Source organism: uncultured Cetobacterium sp. (assembly GCF_947072685.1).
GTDB lineage: Bacteria > Fusobacteriota > Fusobacteriia > Fusobacteriales > Fusobacteriaceae > Cetobacterium_A.
The window spans coordinates 1-18,503 of sequence record NZ_CAMTIK010000033.1 but is presented as its reverse complement, the minus strand read 5'-3'; the positions used below and the strand labels follow the sequence as shown (position 1 = coordinate 18,503).

Below are 18,503 nucleotides of genomic sequence, written 5' to 3'. Positions count from 1 at the left end.
AGTATACTGATATTTCCACCTAGACATGATCCAAATGAAAGTGCCCACCAAAGTGCATCCGTATTGACACCTTTAAAAGTTGGAGCCATCACATCTATAATTTTAGAGATTGTAGCTGCATTTGCAACATTTCCTATTATAGATGTAAATAGAGCTGAGATTGACATTATTGATAGAGTTGCAAATCCAAAGTTACCTTGAGTCATCTGTATCATCTTGTCACTTATAATATCTATCAGATTTATTTTCTCGATTCCAAGAACCATCATAAATAAACCTATGAAGAAAAATAATGTGTCCCACTCAACGTGTTTAAGTATATCTGCAGGTTTTCTTTTCGCTATAATAACTAACGAAATTGCTCCAGTCAATGATATTATTGCAAGACCTTTATCTATAAAGTTATTCAATATAAATCCTAAAATTACAAGAGAGAATATAACTCCTGCCTCTTTTAAAAGTTTTTTGTCTTTCAAACTTCTACTTGGGTTCATCTCAAGTATTCTAGCTTTTAACTCTGTTGAAACATGAAAATCTTTTCCATATATAAAATACACATTTACTAAAAGTATTACCATCGAAATTATTGCCACTGGAGACGTATTGAATAAAAATTCATTGAATCCTAGTCCGCTTTCATGCCCTATGATAAGTTGAGTTGGATCTCCAATCAAAGTTGCATTTCCACCAATATTTGCAGCCATTATCTCTGTTATAACAAACGGGAATGGATTTAATTTTAACTCCCCTGCAAGTAGTATAGATATTGGTGCCATCAGCAATATTGTTGTCACATTATCTAAAAATGCTGAACAGATTGCCGTAACTATAGCAAGTAATACTATCAGTAAAAATGGTTCCCCTCTAACAAATTTTGCAAGAGTGATTGCAAACCACTGAAACACACCAGTTTCAGATATCAAGTTAACTATAATCATCATACCAATAAGTAAAAATAGAATCTCAAGTCTGCTTGCTACCGCACCTAAAGCTTCTTGTTCATTAAATATACCGACCATTGACATTGCAAGTCCACCAATCATTGTTGCCCATGCCCCTGGAACCTTCTCTGTTATAATACAGTAGAATACTGCAATAAAAATTCCTAGCCCTAAAATTAAAGCCACCATAACCTACTTCACTTCCTTTTATATATGTAATATTTTTCTAATAATATCTGATCTTAGAATTATTCCAAGATATTTTCCATTTTCAACAACGTATATTCTTGTAACTCCACGGTTCATAAAAAGATAACAGACTTCCATCAAAGAAGCTTCCTTATCTACAGTTATAACTCCATCTTTTCTGTATAAATCCTCAATTGTTGTTGTTTTTTCATTTACTATATAGTTTTCAAAAGGCTCACCTATCGTCATGAAGTTTAAATCGGTAAGTATTGTTGTATATTTTGGCATTCCAAAAGCTATTAGCTCTCTTTCTGTAATCTCTCCTAAAAATCTATTACTCTCATCCACAACAGGTATTCCACTCACTTTTTCCATAATTATTCTTTTGGCAATATCCTCTAAAGTATTCTTTAATACTGCAGGTTTAGGATGATTTGTAAAAAGATCCTCTGCCGTTATGTTGTGATCTATCTCTATATTTGCTTTATCCAATATTTTTATAGTCTGTGATGGAGATTTCTCCTCAATAATTTGATCCAGTATCGCTCTATTTTTAAGAGCTAACTTTGATATTCCAGACATTATCTTCAATATCTTCTTCCCTTTTAAAACATCTGCCACTACAAGAATTACAACCTTTAGTTCCTCCTCTTTATTGGCAAGATTTTTAACCTTAATCGGTTTTTCTAAAAAACCTATTATAACTAGAATATCGTCAAAATTTTCTAATCTTGCATGTGGAATAGCTACTCCATAACCTAAATATGTCGATGCCTCTTCCTCTCTTTTCAAGATAGCTTTTCTGATGACCTCTTTTTCCACTTTTAAAGATTGTTTATTTTTTACAGCTTTATCTAGCAAATCAACTATCAACTCATTCATATTATTCCCCACTATGTTTGGAATAATTACTTTCTCTGATAGATAACTGGATAGCTTCATGAATATACCTCCATTTTTTTACAGTTTTATTTTGTTGTGTTCGTTTTTAATATAACACATTTTTACAAAAAGTAAACCTTTTTTTTTGACCCGAAATTCAAATTTCACTCATTTTTTATAAAATATTCTATTTTAATTTGTAGGAAACTCTTCAACTCCTTTGTATAATAGGTCGTAAAATATCATTTAAATTTAAAGGAGAAAAATTATGAAAAAATTCTTAGCTTTAATAGCATTAACTTTAGCGATGGTCGCTTGTGGAGAAAAACAGGATGCAACACCTGCCAATGAACAACCAGTTCCTGTACAAGCTGTTGAAGAGACTGTAGTTGAAGAGATTACACCTGCAACACCTCAAGAGATTAAAGAGGCCGAAGCGGCATCTAAAAACTCTCCTGTACAAGCTGTTGAAGAGACTGTTGAAGAGGAAGTTCAAGGGTATATTCCTGCGGATAATGTTCCTGCTACAGAACCAGTTAAAACAGAACCTACTAAAACTGCTCAATAGTTTCCAAGTTATAGTCCTCAACGAAAAGAATATAGAATGATAAAAATGGCTAGTTTTACCTAGCCTTTTTGTCTTTCTTTTACCAGCTTCCGCCTCCGCCTCCACCAGCTCCGCCTCCTGATGATCCTCCACCCATAGATGAAGAACCTCCACCAAAGTTTGATGGGGCTTTTGGAGATGATAACATGTTGTCGTTGAATGCTGAAAGCGAGTTGTTAAAGCTTGACATAAACATAGCTAAAACAAAAACATCTCCCATGTTGTTTGTTCTATACCAAGTTGGTGGCTGTGTCACTAAATCTTTAAATTTATCGGCCCACATGCCACTCACTCCAAGAACTATTGTGTATGGAAGTATATCGTAAAAATAGCTAGGATTCTCCTCTAAAAGCATCTCTAACTTTCTTTTTTCAGTGGTTACCAAAAATCTTTTAAAACCTAAAACTCTTCCAATCACAGCATTTCCGTACTCTGTTTTTTTTCTTATTCTGTTCCCTAAAGATAGAGTTACCAGAGCAGAAATTCCTCCCAAGCCTATAGAGATAGCAACTGATGTCATATCATAAGTTCCAAAATAATAAAAATAAGCAAATGTTGCTGCGGCTATTAAAACTACTAAACTTTTTACTCCATCACCAACTCTTAAACTCTTGGAAGTATAGAGTGTTCTTTTCCCCATAGCGAGGTCAATCTCAAATATTTCAGCAGCCTTTTGAATATGTTTATAAAACACATCCTTTAAATCTCTTATATCCACTCTCTTGTCTGATGACCCATATAAAAACAAACTCTTGAACAAATATTTTTCAAACTCATTTGTACTTTCGAACTCTTTTTCTAAACGTACAATCTCAAAACTACCCTTAGAAAATATGCCCGTCTTTTTTATTTCATCAATCTCTAAGTATCCCTTACTTGCCCAGTAAAATATCAAGCTTGTTAAATCTTTAGCATCCACTCTTCCATCTATATAGTAACCTACATCTGTTGGAGTCATAGCATTCGGTGGATAAAACTCCACAACCTCTACAACAGAGTCTCTCTCTCCATACTTTTTAAGAAGAGCAAATGCAATTAAAGGTACTATCAGATATAAAAGATAGAGTGCCCCTCTCAAAGCATAATACATAATCTTTTGATTTGTCACATCAAAATATCCCTCAGGTAGTGGTAGAGCTATTGTGACACTCTCTTTTGGACCAAGTACTCTTGTTGTGTAACCTGTTATAGTATCTCCCTCCACCTTCCACACAACACCATTTCTATCGACGCTCCCATAAGCTCCCATTGTGAAATTAACTTTTGAAGTATCAAAACTTTTTGGAAGTTTTATAGAGAACTCCAATCTATTTATATCTGTATCCCAGTCATTTCCGACCAAATTATAATAGACCTCATCATATTTTGTATTTCTATCCCAACCCATATCATAGTTATATTTGATTGTGTAGTCTTTAGTTCCTGTTATATATCTCTTTGGATCTCCCATTCTCAAGTATATATAGTTCCCCTCATCCTTTGCATAGGTCTGAACATTTGTTTGGATATTTGAAATTTTTATCTCTCTTCCATTAAAAAGTTCTGGTAAAACTCTGTATATACCTCTTCTGGGCTCTAAAAATTTAACATCTATACTTTCATCCACAGTATAGATATTTTTATCGTTTATATCTATATTTATCCTGTAGTTATCTATTACATAACCACCATCTCCAAATGCAAGAGCAACAACAAGAAAAAATAGACTAAAACTCCACTTTAACATTTTGCTTCTCCGCTTCATTTTCAACTTTGAAGAATGGATACTTTTTAAATCCAAAATTATTAGCTATCAACACAGTTGGGAATGTTTCACACATTGTATTGTAGTTTCTTACAGTTCCATTATAATATTTTCTAGCTTGAAGGATGTCTCCCTCTATTTTTACCAGTTCATCTTGAAGTTTCATAAAGTTTGTATTGGCTTTCAAATCTGGATAAGACTCTGTCAAAGCGAACAGTTTTCCCAGTGCTCCAGTTATCATATTCTCGTTATCTATCTTCTCCTCGGGTGTTGTAGCTGTCATATATCTATTTCTAGCCGCTATTACAGCTTCTAAAGTGCTCCCTTCATAGTCCTTATAACCTTTAACAGTTGCTACCAGATTAGGAATAAGGTCGTATCTTTTTTTCAAGTACGCATCTATTGTAGAGAATGCCTCCTCCACAAAATTTCTCTCTCTGACAAGTTTGTTGTATGCTGAAATGATAAAAATTACTAAAAGTACTACAAATAAAATTAAAACTATTCCTATTACCATCCTATTCATCTCCCTTTTTTATTTTCTATATTTGCTATATTATACTACATTTATTTTTAAATCCTAGCTAATTTAACTCCAAAAAAAAAGCTGTAGATTTGAAATCTACAGCTTTTGAATCTCTTACTTATCAAGCATTGGTTTTGGTAATGGTTGAGTTGGCATTTCTGGTTGCTCTACAACTACTACCTCTTCTACAACTACTGCCTCTTCTACCACTACTGGCTCTTGAGGTTGAGTGCTTGAACATCCAACTAAGAATAAACCTGCAAAAATGCTTCCTAATACTAATTTTTTCATATTATTTTCCTCCCATATATAAATTTATTATTGCTAATAGTATTCGATTATAGCACATTTCTATTTTCTTAACAAGTCTCTATTTATGTGAGGAAAAATCTTTCAAAATATTACTGCCCTAATACATAGTATTCCTCTCTTAATTTTTTTAAATAACTAAGAGATTCTTTTACTCCACTCATCTGATCAATCAACATTTTTTCAAGCAATTCATTTGAAATCTCTTGTGGATAATAATATTCTAAAGGTTTGATCACATCGTATTCATATATTGGTTTTTCAATCTTAAATGCTCCTTTACCAACTTCAAAAACTCCACCTGTACCAGGTTTTCTTTTAAATTGAGCACAGTAAGGATAACACATCTCTACATTTATTCTAGTTAGAGGAGATTTTTTCATCATGATATTAAATACTGATTTTAAATCTATATTTCCTTTTCCTGCAGGAACACCACATACAACATATCCATATTCATCATTGGGTTCTGGGATTATTATATGGTCCTTAAAGTGAGTTGAGTATGTGTATGGAGCCATATTTTCTGCTGCTCTAACAGGTTCTTCCCAAACCATCATAGAGTTACCAAAATCAAATAAAAATCCTACCCAAGGGGAATTTATTCTTTTAATAAGTTCTACCAATTCATCTGAAGTCTCATACTCATGATTTTCTAAAGCTAATTTTATTCTATTTTTTTCTAAAAGAGGAATTAATTTTATAACTTTTTCATATCCAACTTGATAGGAGTCCATATTGAACTCACCTCTAACTTTTGCAAAATCATACGCTCCTTCTGATCCAGAGTTTATATTTTTTATTACAGGAACTACTGGAATATAAGATCTTATAGTATCAGCACCCAATCTATTTGCCACTTCAATAACTTCTTCCATTCTTTCGTAATCTAAATCTCTCATATCTATCTCTACAAACATATTGTATTTATCTATCAAAGATTTTAGCTCCGTCAAATATTTTTCAGAATTACTTCCTAACGCTCCCCATTTCTCATCTAAATTGTAGTCCTTCACAATATTTATTTGAACTCCATCAACTCCTAATTCATTTGCTAATTCTACAAATCCAAACATATCTATCTTTTTATTTTGAAAGAAAAGATGTAGCGATTCTGTTTCTAGACCTATTTTTAACATCGCTCCTCCTAGTTTATATTATTTTGTCTTTTTTTTATCATTTTTAACAAGAGTGTTGTTATTGCTATCCCTGTTGCTGCAAAGAACATCATAATTAAAAATACATATCTGTATCCTTGAATTCCTGGAAACTTATCCAAAATACTTCCGTATAAAGCAAATGCAAACATTTGTGGGGCGTATCCCAAAATACAAGCTATCGACATTGCTGCTCCACTTATATTTCTAGGAACTTTTATTTCATCAATAGGTGCAAAGAAAACTGCTCTCATACTGAATATAATAGCTCCAAATCCAAGTGTCACTGTCATTCCTAAGTATACATTCATACTCTCATGAGGTAACAGTATAAATATACCCATTGCAAAGAAAGCAATTATCAAAGCAACTCTTAAAAATCTAGTTGCAGATTTGAACTTTTTATCCACAAGTAAACCACCTATTGGACCACCAACCATCTTTAATCCATACTGATTTATTATTCCATAGGCTCCAATTAACGTCACTGGAAGCCCGTAAATATCCTTTAAAAATGGAATGAAATATGTCAATCCACAGTAAACTGAATATATTGAAGCTATTGTCAATGAAACAACCCATATTTCTGGCATTTTTATCGCTGTAAGAACACCGTCCCAAGCTACTTTATTTTTGCTTACATTTTTTTCAGATTCATCCTCTTTATTATCTTCTACTAAAAAATACGATATTACACCAGACAAAGCAACTATTGATGAGAAAAATAGAATTGATCCTTTCAATGCCCCCGGTCCTTTTCCTAGCAATGCAAATAATCCTAAGGCCGAAAAAGCAACTATTGTATCAACAACGCCCCTTCCTGCTTCTAGAAAACCAAATAATCTTCCTTGCTCATGTTCATCTCCTAAAAGTCTAACAGATTTTAATAGAACTGGCCAATAGATTACTTCCCCAAAGAATGATAGTAATCCCCATGCCAGAAGTATTCCAAAATATCCCGGGAAAGTTGATATATATACCCCGATAGCTCCAATAGAAACTAAAGAGAACGAAATCATTATTCTTTTTGAAAATCTATCAGATATATAGATAGATGCAAAATTTCCTACAGTTTGAACCAATCCATATATTGATAAAGCTGCTCCTATTTGAGTATGTGTCAATCCCATAAATTCTTGCATAGGAACATAAAAAGCATCCTTTAAAGATGAAAGTTTAAATATTGTTCCAGCCCCTAAAACTAAAATAACAAAAGTAAACCATTTTTTAAAATTAGATTTTTGATTAATAGCTATATTTTCTTGCATGTTTTCTCCTCGTTTTATATTTTTTTCATTTTATTCATATTCAATATACAACCTTTTTATAAATTTATCAAGTTTTTTATTTGGTTTTTTGTTGTTTTATTTTGTTTTTTGTGGTTTTTTAATAAAAAAAGTTCAATATAATGACGTAATATGGTAATATATCTATATGTATTTCATTATCGGGAGGTATTTTATGTATTTTGAGGAGATTTTAGAAGAAATATCTAGATTGGTCTGGGGGAACTACTTGATGTTCACTTTAATTGGAACAGGAATATTCTTTACTGTTTTGACTAGAGGAATACAATTTAGAGGTTTTATTCTATCTTTAAAAGAACTTTTAGCTTCAATTAAAGATGAGAAAACAAATAAATTAGAAGGTGAAGGAACCGTATCAGCTGTTAAAGCTTTATGTACTGCTTTGAGCAGTTGTATGGGGAATGGTAATATAGTTGGAGTTGCCACCGCTATTGCAAGTGGTGGTCCGGGAGCAGTCTTTTGGATGTGGACCTCTGGCGTTTTAGGTATGGCAACAAAATATGCTGAAATCTTAATAGGAATTGTTTATAGAGAAAAGGGAGAGAATGGAAATTATGTAGGTGGTCCTATGTATTATCTTTCAAAAGGTTTAGGTTGGAAAAAAATGGGTTCTTTATTCGCTCTTCTGATGCTATTTCAAATAAGCGGAGGCGCTCTTATACAGTCCAACGCTGTATCTTTAGTTTTAAATGATGTATTTCAAATAAACCCATTAACTTCTGGAGTTATCATGTCCATTGTCATTTTATCTGTTATCAATGGCGGAATAAAAAGACTTGCCAGTGTTTCTGAATTTCTTGTTCCTGTAATGTCTTTAATCTATTTAACAGGTGGTCTTGTTATTATTATTTCTAATATCAACGCTTTGGAATATGTTATAATATCCATAGTAAAAAGTGCTTTTAATTTTACATCTATCAGCGGAGGGGTTTTGGGATACTCAGTGAAACAAGCGATGCGTTTTGGTCTTGCTAGAGGAGTGTATTCCAACGAAGCCGGTGAAGGGAGTGCTCCTGTTTTACATAGTGCAGCCATAACAACCCATCCTGCTAGACAAGGTTTATTTGGAATTATAGAGGTCTTTATAGACACAATTATTATGTGTAGCTTCACTGCTTTTATTGTATTAACGTCTGGAGTACATACCAGTGACATCTCTCCAGCACTCTATGTTGTAAAAGCTTTTTCAAGTATTCATTTCACTTTTAAATATATAATTGGTATAAGCATGACTCTTTTTGCTTTTAGTTCTATATTGGCTCAATGGTATTTTGGAAATGTTACTCTTACCTATCTATTCAACAGTAAAGTGGCTTCTTATTTCAAGTATATTTTTGTTTTACTAGCTATACTTGGTTCTATAAGTAGTTTGAAAAGTGTGTGGTTAATACAGGATATTTTATTAGGGATAATGATTCTTCCTAATCTAGTTGGAATTTTATTTCTTCATAAAGATGTAGATTTTTACACAAAAGATTATTTTGAACAATTAAAAAATAAAAAGGAGATAAATCAAAAATATGTTAGCGACAGATAGACACAATATAATCCTAGATCTTCTTTCTAAAGAGAGAAGCATTAAAAATACAGAGTTAGTTAAAATTTTAAATGTATCACTAGAAACTATCAGACGAGATTTAGATACTCTTTCTAAAGAGGGACTTCTTCAAAAAGTTCACGGGGGAGCAACTCACAATACTAAAATTGTTGAAACACCTTACTCTACAAGAGCTTTTAATAATATCTCTGAAAAAATAGAATTGGCTAAAATTGCTGTGAAGTATATCGGTGAGGGAGATACAATTGCTCTCAACAGCAGTACAACTAATCTTGAAATCGTAAAATTAATAAAAGAGAAAAATATTTCTGTAACTCTTTTGACTAACTCTCTTTTAATAGCCAATGAAATTTATAACTGTGACAATATAAACCTCATATTAGCTGGAGGAATTTATTCAAAAAAAGAGTTCGCATTTTTAGGTCAAGTTACCGCTGATTTTTTAAAACAATTTACGGTTAATAAGTGTTTTTTAAGTGTTGGTGGAATCTCTTTAAAAAAAGGAATCACAGATTTCTATATAGATGAAGTTTTAGTAGAAAAACAACTTATCGACATCAGCGAGGAAATAATTATCGTTTCAGACTCTAGTAAATTTGAAAACAATTCACTTTTTAATGTCTGTGAATTGAATAAAATAAATTTTCTTATTACTGACTCTAACTTAAATCCAACAATTAAAGATGAATATTTAAATAACGGTATAAATATAATCAACTTATAATTTCTTGTAAAAAAAGAACCAAGTGAATATCACTTGGTTCAAAATTTTATCTTATAAATTTAGCATCTCCGAAAGTTCCATGGTCATATTTTATTGCCCCATCTCCATCTAAAATTACTAGAGTCATCTCTTTAGCACCTCTCACATCCAAATCAATCTCTTTAGCTCTGGCTGCACTTTTCATAACTCCACTGTCAAATCTTTCCTTTCCATCTACAAACACTTTGAATCTAGCTTCCCCTCTATAACCTAAAACTTCCCTATCGAGTCCAACATAAGATGTGAATTTTTTAAATCCTTTTCCCGATATGTCAACTTTTAGCTCAGAGTTAGATATGGCATTTATTCCCTTATCAAATACCACAACATCTCCATTTTCAAGTCTCAGTGTAAGCTTATTTCCTGCTACTGTCAAATCTTTTTCAACTTTTTTATGCCCAGCTATAGCCTTTTTAAATTTCATATCTGAAAGATAAGTTATGTTTGTTGGTTTTTTTTCAACCTCTCTATCCTTTTCAAAACTATTCACTCCAGCTAAGTCTAAACTTTTTTTGCTTATCTCCATAGGATTTGATTTTTTATCAATCCCCTTCAATTTGAATGAATATCTATGAACATCTCCAGACTTTAAAAGGTACTTATCATGTGGCTTAGCTCCCCATGAGTTGTCTCCTCCAACTCCCATCTGTTTTCCAATAACTCTTAAAACTACATTTTTATTTTTTTCTAGCTCAAAAGGATGTCTTTTTCCACTTGAAAGCTCTTCTGGTGTATAGTATATAGAGTTAAACTCTATTGTTTTTTCTCCCTGAATTGAAGTGGCTAAAAGCCCAACTCCACTTTTGTCAGTCAACGCCACCCATCTGACATCACTTCTATTTCCTGTTTCAGATGGATTTATATAAGGTATGAAGAACTCCTCCACGTTATTTCTATATATTCCCACATCATAACCAGTTTGTCTATCTATATAGTTCTCATCAGGCCCTCTTCCATACCAAGTCACATCACTCTTTTCATTTGAAAGTTCTGTCATCATACTAAATTCTGGTATTTCAGGTAAAGATTTAGGTGTATACAGAGTATTTTCAACTATAACCTCTCCATTTCCAGAGATTATATAATTTGTATACAGTTTTGATGCTTCTGTTGTTGGAACATCTATTTCCATCTCCACCTGTACACCACTATCATTTAACTTTGTCACCTTATATTTTGATACTTTTGTATTCTTCCCTGCTTCTCTCCAAGTATCAAGTCTTTTTAAAGCTCCATTTCCTCTATCGTTATCGTTTGGAGCTCTCCAAAAATTAAACACCAATGGTTTTTCTAAAATCTCTTTTCCTTTCAATACAAAAGAGTTTACTCCACCCTTTTCTAAATCTATATCGACTTTAAATCCCTCTCCTACAACCTCTAAATTTCCATTTTTTTCGCTGTATTTAAGCTTTTCCATCCCATCTAAAGATACAATATTTTTAGACTGATTCAAACTCTCGTATCTAAACTGATTAGCCGCCACTACATGTCCTTTTTTAGCCCAACTTTTACTCTCTTTTAAAGAGAAGTTTACATTTAAAAAATACTCAGAATTCTCTTTCTTTGAAAACTTTTTAACTGGAAGTTTTATATTTTTGGTACTTTCTGGAGCAACATCTACAGAAAAACTTCCCGATTGAATTATTTTTCCATCCTCTAGTACTTCCCATCTTCCAATATAATCCTCTGTATTAGTAAACATGAATTTATTTGTTAAAGCGATTACAGAGCTGTTTAAATCTACCTCTTTTAACCCTATATTTTGAAATACTTTCTTCACTTCTGCCATCTCTGGTTGAACTGTTCTATCTGCAAAAATTAGTCCATTAGCTGAGAAATTTTTATCTGTAAAATCCTCATCTCCCCAATCTCCACCATAGGCAAAATATTTTTCCCCTGTTTTAGGATCCACTGTCTCAATAGCTTGATCCACCCAATCCCATATATATCCACCATGGAAAACTTCATCACTTTCCATAACGTCCCAATAGTCTTGTAAATTCCCAATACTATTTCCCATTCCATGAGCAAACTCACATTGAATATATGGTTTTTTATTCTCCTCGTAAACCAGGTATGATTTCATCTCCTCAATGCTTCTATACATTCTACTGTATGTATCCGTGATATCTCTTTGAGGCTCATAGTGAGTCAATCTCGTGGGATCATTTGCCTTAAGCCACTCTGCTGCTATCTCAAAGTTTTTCCCTGTTGAAGATTCATTTCCCAGTGACCACATAATTATAGACGGCTCATTTTTACTTCGCTCCAACATAGCTTCCTGTCTATCTAGAACTGCTGGTGTCCACTCCACTCTGTCCTGTGGTATCTCGTCCAATCTTCCATGAGTTTCCAAATTGGCCTCGTCCATAACATATAATCCATACTCATCACAGAGGTCATACCACTTTGGATCGTTTGGATAATGTGACGATCTGACAGTATTCATATTGTTTTGTTTCATCAGCAATATATCTTGAATCATTGTCTGCTCACTTACAACTCTTCCAGTATCTCCTACAAACTCATGTCTATTTACTCCTCTTAACATAAGCTTTTTACCATTTACCATTATTTTATTATCTTTTATTTCAACTTTTCTAAATCCTACTCTATTACTCACTGTTTCTATTATCTTTCCTTCAGAGTTTTCTAGAGCTAAAACCAATGTATATAGATTGGGTTCTTCAGATGACCATTTTTTAGGATTTTGGAATCTCTCTTTAAAATCTACAACTTGAGTTTTTTCATCCCCATTTACAGTTAAGGTTTTTTCAAAACTTCTTATCTCTTCATTCTTTGAATTGAAGAGCTTACCAATCACTCTATATTTTCCAGGAACAAAACCAGATTTAGTTCCTATTTCAACATCTATATTTAAATCTGAATCTTTGTACTCTCCATCTAAATCTGTAACCACAGTGTAATCTCTTATATATGTTTTAGGTGTTGAATACAAAAATACATCTCTGAAAATTCCATTTAATTTTATCATATCCTGTGATTCAAGCCAGCTTCCATCACTCCATTTGTGAACCTTTACAGCCACTTCATTTTTGCCTTTTTTAAGATATTTACTTATATCAAAATCATGTCCAGTAAATGAATCTTCACTGTACCCCACATACTCTCCATTTACATATACATAATAAGCTGACTCCACACCTTGGAAAGATATATATGTCGCTCTTCCATCCCACTCTTTCCCCACATTGAACTCTCTTTTATAATATCCAATAGGGTTGTAATCTTTGGGGGTATCCGGATGATTTATCCCCGTTTTTTGATACTCCCATGGATAGGCCGTATCGTTATAACGTATCTGATCATATCCATGCAGCTGCCAACTTGATGGAACTGGAATCTTCTTCCAGTCAGATGTGTCGTATCCCGTTTTATAAAAATCTTTTAAGTCTTGATTTGGATGATCCACTATCTTAAAATCCCAATCCCCATTTAGACTTTTAAAGTTTTTAGAATTTTTATAATCCCTATAATTTGGATTTTTCAAAGCCTCCTGAACAGTGTTAAAAGACATTTTTGTAACGTGTGCTCTCTCTCGGTTGTGTCCAAAAATCTCAGGATTATTTGTCCAAAAGGGATTGTCTTTTGAATATGTCCCCGGTTTAATCCCCTCATGCCCACTTGCATGATTTGACCCATCCAAGTTATTAGAATAAGATAAAATAGAAATTGCAGAACATAACAGAAGTGTTGTCACTCTATTTCTCACTATAAACCTCCCCAAATAAATTTTAGTGATACTTCTATTACCCCATAATATGGCTCTTGTAAAGACTATTTTGACTTTTCATTCAATTCTAATTTTAGTAGGTTAATTAAGTTTAGTTTTATCACGAGTGATAGAATATCTGATGTGAATATATCTTTTGATACAGATCCTTTCCAAGTTTAGTTGGATGTATCATAAGCGTTCTCTTATTATCTGGAGATGGATACTTCCGAATCAAGTGCTCCTCCTCCAATTTTTTTAATGATGTAGATACCGTCCCCTTAGATAGTTTTAATCTTTTAGCCAGCTCACACAGAGCCATCCCCGGGCTTCTATTTACCGCTACCAACAAATCCTCTTGAGCATTTTTTATATGATATTTAGCTAATTCATTTTTAAGTTCAATCGCTTCACACATGATTACATCTCCCCTTTTTTATTATTTTTTCCAAAAAAAAATTGCACCCAAACTATACATAATATAGTTAAGTGCAACTGGCTACCATTTTACAGGCCCTCTAGCTTTGCGTCCTACAATTTCTTGTAGTTTGCCGTATTATATTTTTGAAATTCCAATCTCAAACATTCTTCTTTCAATGAGTTCTTGAATTTTAATACTACTGAAATAATCCACAACTAAAATATCCTTTGAAATCTTCTCATCACTGATTGTCAGATCATATTTTTTAGTTTTAGGAATTATATTTCTCTTATGAACATAGGTGGCTTCCATTTCAAAATTTATATGTGGTACTATTTTTTTAAGTTTTTTTCTAAAGACTTCCTGATCACTTAAAGTGACCTCGTTGAATAGAAGAAGTACATTTTTTACCCCATCTAAATTATCTTCAATCACAACCCTCATAAGAATCTGAATTATTGAAAACTTGTCTGAATAGTAGATATTGTATGAGTTATTTCTTAAAACCTCATTCAAAATATTCAGTATCTCCTCTTGTTCTTTTGTCAGCGTTATTTTTTTTATTTTTAATATATTGTTTTCATATTTAAATAATGAGATATAGGTTCTTTGAAATAACATCTTTTCCAAACTCTCATCCAATTTTTTGATATTTAATTTTTTTATCAATTCACATATAATAATATTTACTTTTTTCTTTATGGTGGTGTCCAATCTTTCACCCTCATTTAAATAGACTACAATGTAATTGGTAATCTGCTTTTTATAATCTTCTTTAAAATCTATTCCATGTTTTTCTATAACATCAGATATCTTTTGCCACTGCTCAGTTTCACGATACTTATCTCCGCCCAGTTCAAAGTTTCCAAAAATTTCCACATATATCTCTAACGAACATAGAAATGAAAATATAAAATAGTTTGTTGAAATTCCAAACTCTCTTAAAATACTGTGGAGTTGAGGAATCCTCACCGCTATATCAAATTTTTTCAAATCGTTTAATATGCCTTTTAAAAGAGAGGTCAATCTCTCCTCCTCCACAAACAGCTTTATCAATTTTTTACAAAAGTTTACTCTCTCTCTATACGAGACATGCTTAAGTTTTAGTCCCTTCCCATGCACATATTCATATTCAGATCCATTTTTATGAAACTCATCTTTAATAACCTGAAAACATCTCAAAATTGTACTTCTCGAAACATCCAGTTGCTCTTTTTCTTTCTCTAAATTTATGAAGCCGTTCGCTACAAATTTGATATACAGATAGTCCACCTTATCTTCAAAAGTCAAAACACTGTATCTTGAATAGAGCGAGTTCCATTCCTCTTTTTCTAAAGTAAGTTGATAGTTGTTATTTTGCTTCTCAATCTTATTTAAATTTATTGATTCCAAAAATTCATTAATCTGGTGTATACTTTTTACAATTCCACTCTTTTCAATATCTAAGTACAAGTGCATCTCATCAATAGACATATCCGATTGAGATAGAATCTTCAAAATTTTAGCCGTCGTTGTATTGATCTCAACTCACCTCCAAATATAATTTGTGTTAATCCATATCATTATACCCCGATATTTTAATAATATCAAGACCATCACCTGACTCTAGCAGTAAATGTGCAAATAGGTGAGATAGGAATCACCATTCCTAACTCACCTATTTCTCTATCTATCCTTGTACATCGCCTCATAATATTTCTGATAATCACCAGAGGCTACCTCTTCCACCCATTTTTGGTTATCTAAATACCAAAGAATAGTTTTCTCTATCCCCTCAGTGAATGGTGTTTCTGGATACCATCCCAGCTCTGTCACAATCTTTGTGGGATCAATAGCATATCTAGCATCATGTCCCAATCTGTCTTGAACATAAGTTATAAGGTCATAGTTAATATTTTCCAACTCTGTTGTCAAAATAGATTGATATTTTGGTTGCTCTTTCATTATTTTAGCAATTGTATCTATTGTTAGTTTCACTATGTTTATATTCTGTTCCTCATTGAAACCACCTATGTTGTATATCTCTCCAGCAGGTGCTGCCTCTATTACCATAGCTATACCTTTACAGTGATCGTCCACATAGAGCCAATCTCTCACGTTGTCCCCTTTTCCATAGACAGGAAGTTTTTTCCCCGCCAAGATATTTTTAATAATAAGAGGTATTAACTTTTCAGGGAAATGATACGGCCCATAGTTGTTTGAACATCTTGTTATATTGAATGGAAATTTATATGTTTCTCCATAAGCTACAACAATCATATCCGAAGCTGTTTTAGATGCTGAATATGGACTTCTAGGATCAAGTGGAGTCGCTTCTGTAAACATCTCATCTCCGTAAGTCTGAAGATTTCCTCTACCTTTTGCTATCTTTGCAACCTTTTCATCTAAAATTAACTCTATAGGGTTTGAATAGTCTTTTGATAAAGAACCATAAACCTCATCAGTTGATACATGATGAAACTTTTTTCCCGCTCTATAGATAGGATATCCGTTTTCATCTTTACCTACAGACCAAAAGTTTTTAGCTACCTCCATCAAGTTTTGAGTTCCTAAAATATTTGTCTCTAAAAATATACCTGGATTTTCAATACTTCTATCCACATGTGATTCCGCTGCAAAGTTCACAACATAATCTATATCAAATCTTGAAAATATATTCTCTACAAGCTCCTTATTGCATATATCACCCTTTACAAATTCAACTCTTGGGTCTTGAAGTTCCTTTTCAATAGTTCCTAGATTCCCTGCATATGTAAGTTTATCTAAAACTACAATCTTTATATCTCCATGTTTTTTCAGCATATATTTTACAAAGTTAGCCCCTATAAACCCAGCAGCTCCCGTAACTAAATATGTTCTCATCACAGCTCCCCCTTCTCTTTCATCTCATTTAAAAATCTATCTATTCCACTTTGCCAAGTAGGTAGATTCTTTTTTAAAACCTTTTCAATCTTAGTTGAATCCAGTTTTGAAAATTCAGCTCTTTTTGCTGGTAGATTGAAGTCTGAACTTTTCCCTCTGTTTAAAGTTCCCTTCCAACCAATAGAATCTAAAACATATTTGGCTTGGTCATACTTAGATGCAATCCCAGCATTGGATAGATGGTACAATCCATACTCCTTTGTTTTTAAAAGTTCATATGAATACAGAGCCAGATCGTAAGAGTATGTTGGAACAGATGTTTGGTCGTCAACTATTGATAAAACGTCTCTTCCTTTGCTCCAATTTATAACCTGACGATTAAAATTGTTGTTAGCTATCCCAAAAACCCATGAAGTTCTTATTACAAAACTTTTGTCATAAGCTTCTAAAACCAATCTCTCTCCTAAGGCTTTTGCTTCTGAATATACCGAAAGAGGTGACACGCTGTCCTCCTCTTTATATGGAGTTCCCTTAGTTCCATCAAAAACAAAGTCTGTGGAATAGGTTATGTAATCTGCACCTATCTCTTTTGCAACGATAGCTAGATCTCTTGGTGCATAAGCGTTCAACTTATAGCACATCTCAGATTCCTCTTCAGCTTTATCCACGTTGTTATATGCCGCACAGTTTATTATCAAATCTATATTTTTATCTTTTACAAACTCTCTGACACTTTCAATATCAGTTATATCTAAATCCATATAGTCTGTCGCTATAAAATCTAGACCATTTTCTTTGAAAACACTTTGAAAGTCATGTCCTAATTGCCCATTGGCACCTGTTATTAGAATCATCCTATAACCACTCCACTCTGAACGAACTCTTTTAGAGTCTGTTGCTTTTTATCCTTTTCAGATAGAAGGATTAAAGTTTCATCCAGTCCATACTTTTCAAAATTCCAGTCTATCCCTATCTCGGAGTCATTCCATAGCACACCAGAATCAAACTCTGGAGCGTAATAGTCTGTACATTTATACATGAACTCCGTATTGTCCTTTAATGTTAAAAATCCATGAGCAAATCCCGCTGGAACATAAAACATTTTTTTATTCTCTTCACTTAGCTCTATGATATAGTGTTTTCCAAAAGTTGAACTATCTTTTCTAAGGTCCACAGCAACATCTAAAACAGCTCCTGCTGTAACTCTCACAAGTTTACCTTGAGTATGTTTTGTTTGGAAGTGAAGACCTCTCAGTACTCCCTTTTTAGATTTAGAATGGTTATCCTGTACAAACTCCACATCTATACCTATTTCAGAAAAATCTTTCTGAGAATAGCTCTCCATAAAAAACCCTCTATTATCTCCAAATACAGTTGGTTCTATAACTATTAAATCCTTTATTCCTGTTTCGATTCTTTTAAATTTACTCATAACTACTCCTTCACTAGTCCCATTAAATACTCACCATAATGAGATTTAAGCAATGGTTTTGCAAGCTCAATC

The 18,503-nt window shown here is 32.9% G+C and carries 16 protein-coding genes and 1 riboswitch; of the genes, 3 read left to right on the top strand and 13 right to left on the bottom strand.

Going from position 1 to position 18,503, the window contains the following annotated elements:
- Both Q0V67_RS09675 and Q0V67_RS09670 read right to left on the bottom strand, forming a co-directional pair.
- Positions 1-1,130: ArsB/NhaD family transporter (locus tag Q0V67_RS09675; RefSeq protein ID WP_297599099.1), on the bottom strand; the 1,130-nt coding region annotated here is incomplete at its 3' end.
- Between the two features lie 18 nt (positions 1,131-1,148).
- Positions 1,149-2,072, bottom strand: a complete 924-nt coding sequence (locus Q0V67_RS09670) for a CBS domain-containing protein (RefSeq protein WP_297599098.1) — start codon at positions 2,070-2,072, stop codon at positions 1,149-1,151.
- A 208-nt stretch (positions 2,073-2,280) separates the two neighbouring features.
- On the opposite strand from Q0V67_RS09670, the gene Q0V67_RS09665 reads away from it, so the two are divergent.
- The gene (locus Q0V67_RS09665) at positions 2,281-2,580 is read left to right on the top strand and encodes a hypothetical protein (RefSeq protein ID WP_297599096.1); all 300 of its coding nucleotides are present in this window, start codon (positions 2,281-2,283) and stop codon (positions 2,578-2,580) included.
- Positions 2,581-2,659: 79 nt separating this feature from the next.
- Here Q0V67_RS09665 and Q0V67_RS09660 read toward each other — a convergent pair whose 3' ends face one another.
- The 5 genes from Q0V67_RS09660 to Q0V67_RS09640 form a co-directional block, all read right to left on the bottom strand.
- A complete protein-coding gene (locus Q0V67_RS09660) occupies positions 2,660-4,345 on the bottom strand; it encodes a DUF2207 domain-containing protein (RefSeq protein WP_297599094.1) in 1,686 nt (561 codons plus the stop codon).
- Positions 4,326-4,880 (bottom strand): LemA family protein, encoded by a 555-nt coding sequence (locus tag Q0V67_RS09655; RefSeq protein WP_297599092.1) that lies wholly within the window; start codon positions 4,878-4,880, stop codon positions 4,326-4,328. The genes Q0V67_RS09660 and Q0V67_RS09655 overlap by 20 nt, the downstream gene beginning before the upstream one ends.
- Positions 4,881-5,003: 123 nt before the next feature.
- Entirely contained in the window at positions 5,004-5,180 is a 177-nt protein-coding gene (locus Q0V67_RS09650) for a hypothetical protein (RefSeq protein ID WP_297599090.1), read from the bottom strand.
- Positions 5,181-5,290: 110 nt separating this feature from the next.
- The gene (locus Q0V67_RS09645) at positions 5,291-6,337 is read right to left on the bottom strand and encodes a sugar phosphate isomerase/epimerase (protein ID WP_297599088.1); all 1,047 of its coding nucleotides are present in this window, start codon (positions 6,335-6,337) and stop codon (positions 5,291-5,293) included.
- Positions 6,338-6,345: 8 nt separating this feature from the next.
- Positions 6,346-7,623 (bottom strand): MFS transporter, encoded by a 1,278-nt coding sequence (locus Q0V67_RS09640; RefSeq protein WP_297599086.1) that lies wholly within the window; start codon positions 7,621-7,623, stop codon positions 6,346-6,348.
- Between the two features lie 193 nt (positions 7,624-7,816).
- Between Q0V67_RS09640 and Q0V67_RS09635 the strand changes: the two genes are divergently transcribed.
- The gene (locus tag Q0V67_RS09635) at positions 7,817-9,199 is read left to right on the top strand and encodes a sodium:alanine symporter family protein (RefSeq protein ID WP_297599084.1); all 1,383 of its coding nucleotides are present in this window, start codon (positions 7,817-7,819) and stop codon (positions 9,197-9,199) included.
- Positions 9,183-9,944, top strand: coding sequence for a DeoR/GlpR family DNA-binding transcription regulator (locus Q0V67_RS09630; RefSeq protein ID WP_297599082.1), 762 nt, complete (start codon positions 9,183-9,185; stop codon positions 9,942-9,944). The genes Q0V67_RS09635 and Q0V67_RS09630 overlap by 17 nt, the downstream gene beginning before the upstream one ends.
- A 46-nt stretch (positions 9,945-9,990) precedes the next feature.
- Here Q0V67_RS09630 and Q0V67_RS09625 read toward each other — a convergent pair whose 3' ends face one another.
- The 6 genes from Q0V67_RS09625 to rfbC all read right to left on the bottom strand — a co-directional run bounded on the left by Q0V67_RS09625 (position 9,991) and on the right by rfbC (position 18,431).
- The gene (locus Q0V67_RS09625; RefSeq protein ID WP_297599080.1) at positions 9,991-13,716 is read right to left on the bottom strand and encodes a glycoside hydrolase family 2 TIM barrel-domain containing protein; all 3,726 of its coding nucleotides are present in this window, start codon (positions 13,714-13,716) and stop codon (positions 9,991-9,993) included.
- 121 nt (positions 13,717-13,837) lie between these two features.
- Positions 13,838-14,134: a MarR family transcriptional regulator gene (locus Q0V67_RS09620; protein ID WP_297599078.1), complete on the bottom strand. Its 297-nt coding sequence runs from the start codon at positions 14,132-14,134 to the stop codon at positions 13,838-13,840.
- Positions 14,135-14,203: 69 nt separating this feature from the next.
- Positions 14,204-14,279, bottom strand: a riboswitch (cyclic di-GMP riboswitch).
- Positions 14,273-15,634, bottom strand: a complete 1,362-nt coding sequence (locus Q0V67_RS09615) for a hypothetical protein (RefSeq protein ID WP_297599076.1) — start codon at positions 15,632-15,634, stop codon at positions 14,273-14,275. (Overlaps the previous riboswitch by 7 nt.)
- Positions 15,635-15,802: 168 nt before the next feature.
- The gene (locus Q0V67_RS09610) at positions 15,803-16,999 is read right to left on the bottom strand and encodes a dTDP-glucose 4,6-dehydratase (RefSeq protein WP_297599074.1); all 1,197 of its coding nucleotides are present in this window, start codon (positions 16,997-16,999) and stop codon (positions 15,803-15,805) included.
- The gene (gene rfbD / locus Q0V67_RS09605; RefSeq protein ID WP_297599072.1) at positions 16,999-17,853 is read right to left on the bottom strand and encodes a dTDP-4-dehydrorhamnose reductase; all 855 of its coding nucleotides are present in this window, start codon (positions 17,851-17,853) and stop codon (positions 16,999-17,001) included. Before rfbD ends, Q0V67_RS09610 begins: the two co-directional genes overlap by 1 nt.
- Positions 17,850-18,431, bottom strand: coding sequence for a dTDP-4-dehydrorhamnose 3,5-epimerase (gene rfbC / locus Q0V67_RS09600; protein ID WP_297599070.1), 582 nt, complete (start codon positions 18,429-18,431; stop codon positions 17,850-17,852). Before rfbC ends, rfbD begins: the two co-directional genes overlap by 4 nt.
- Between the last annotated feature and the right edge of the window lie 72 nt (positions 18,432-18,503).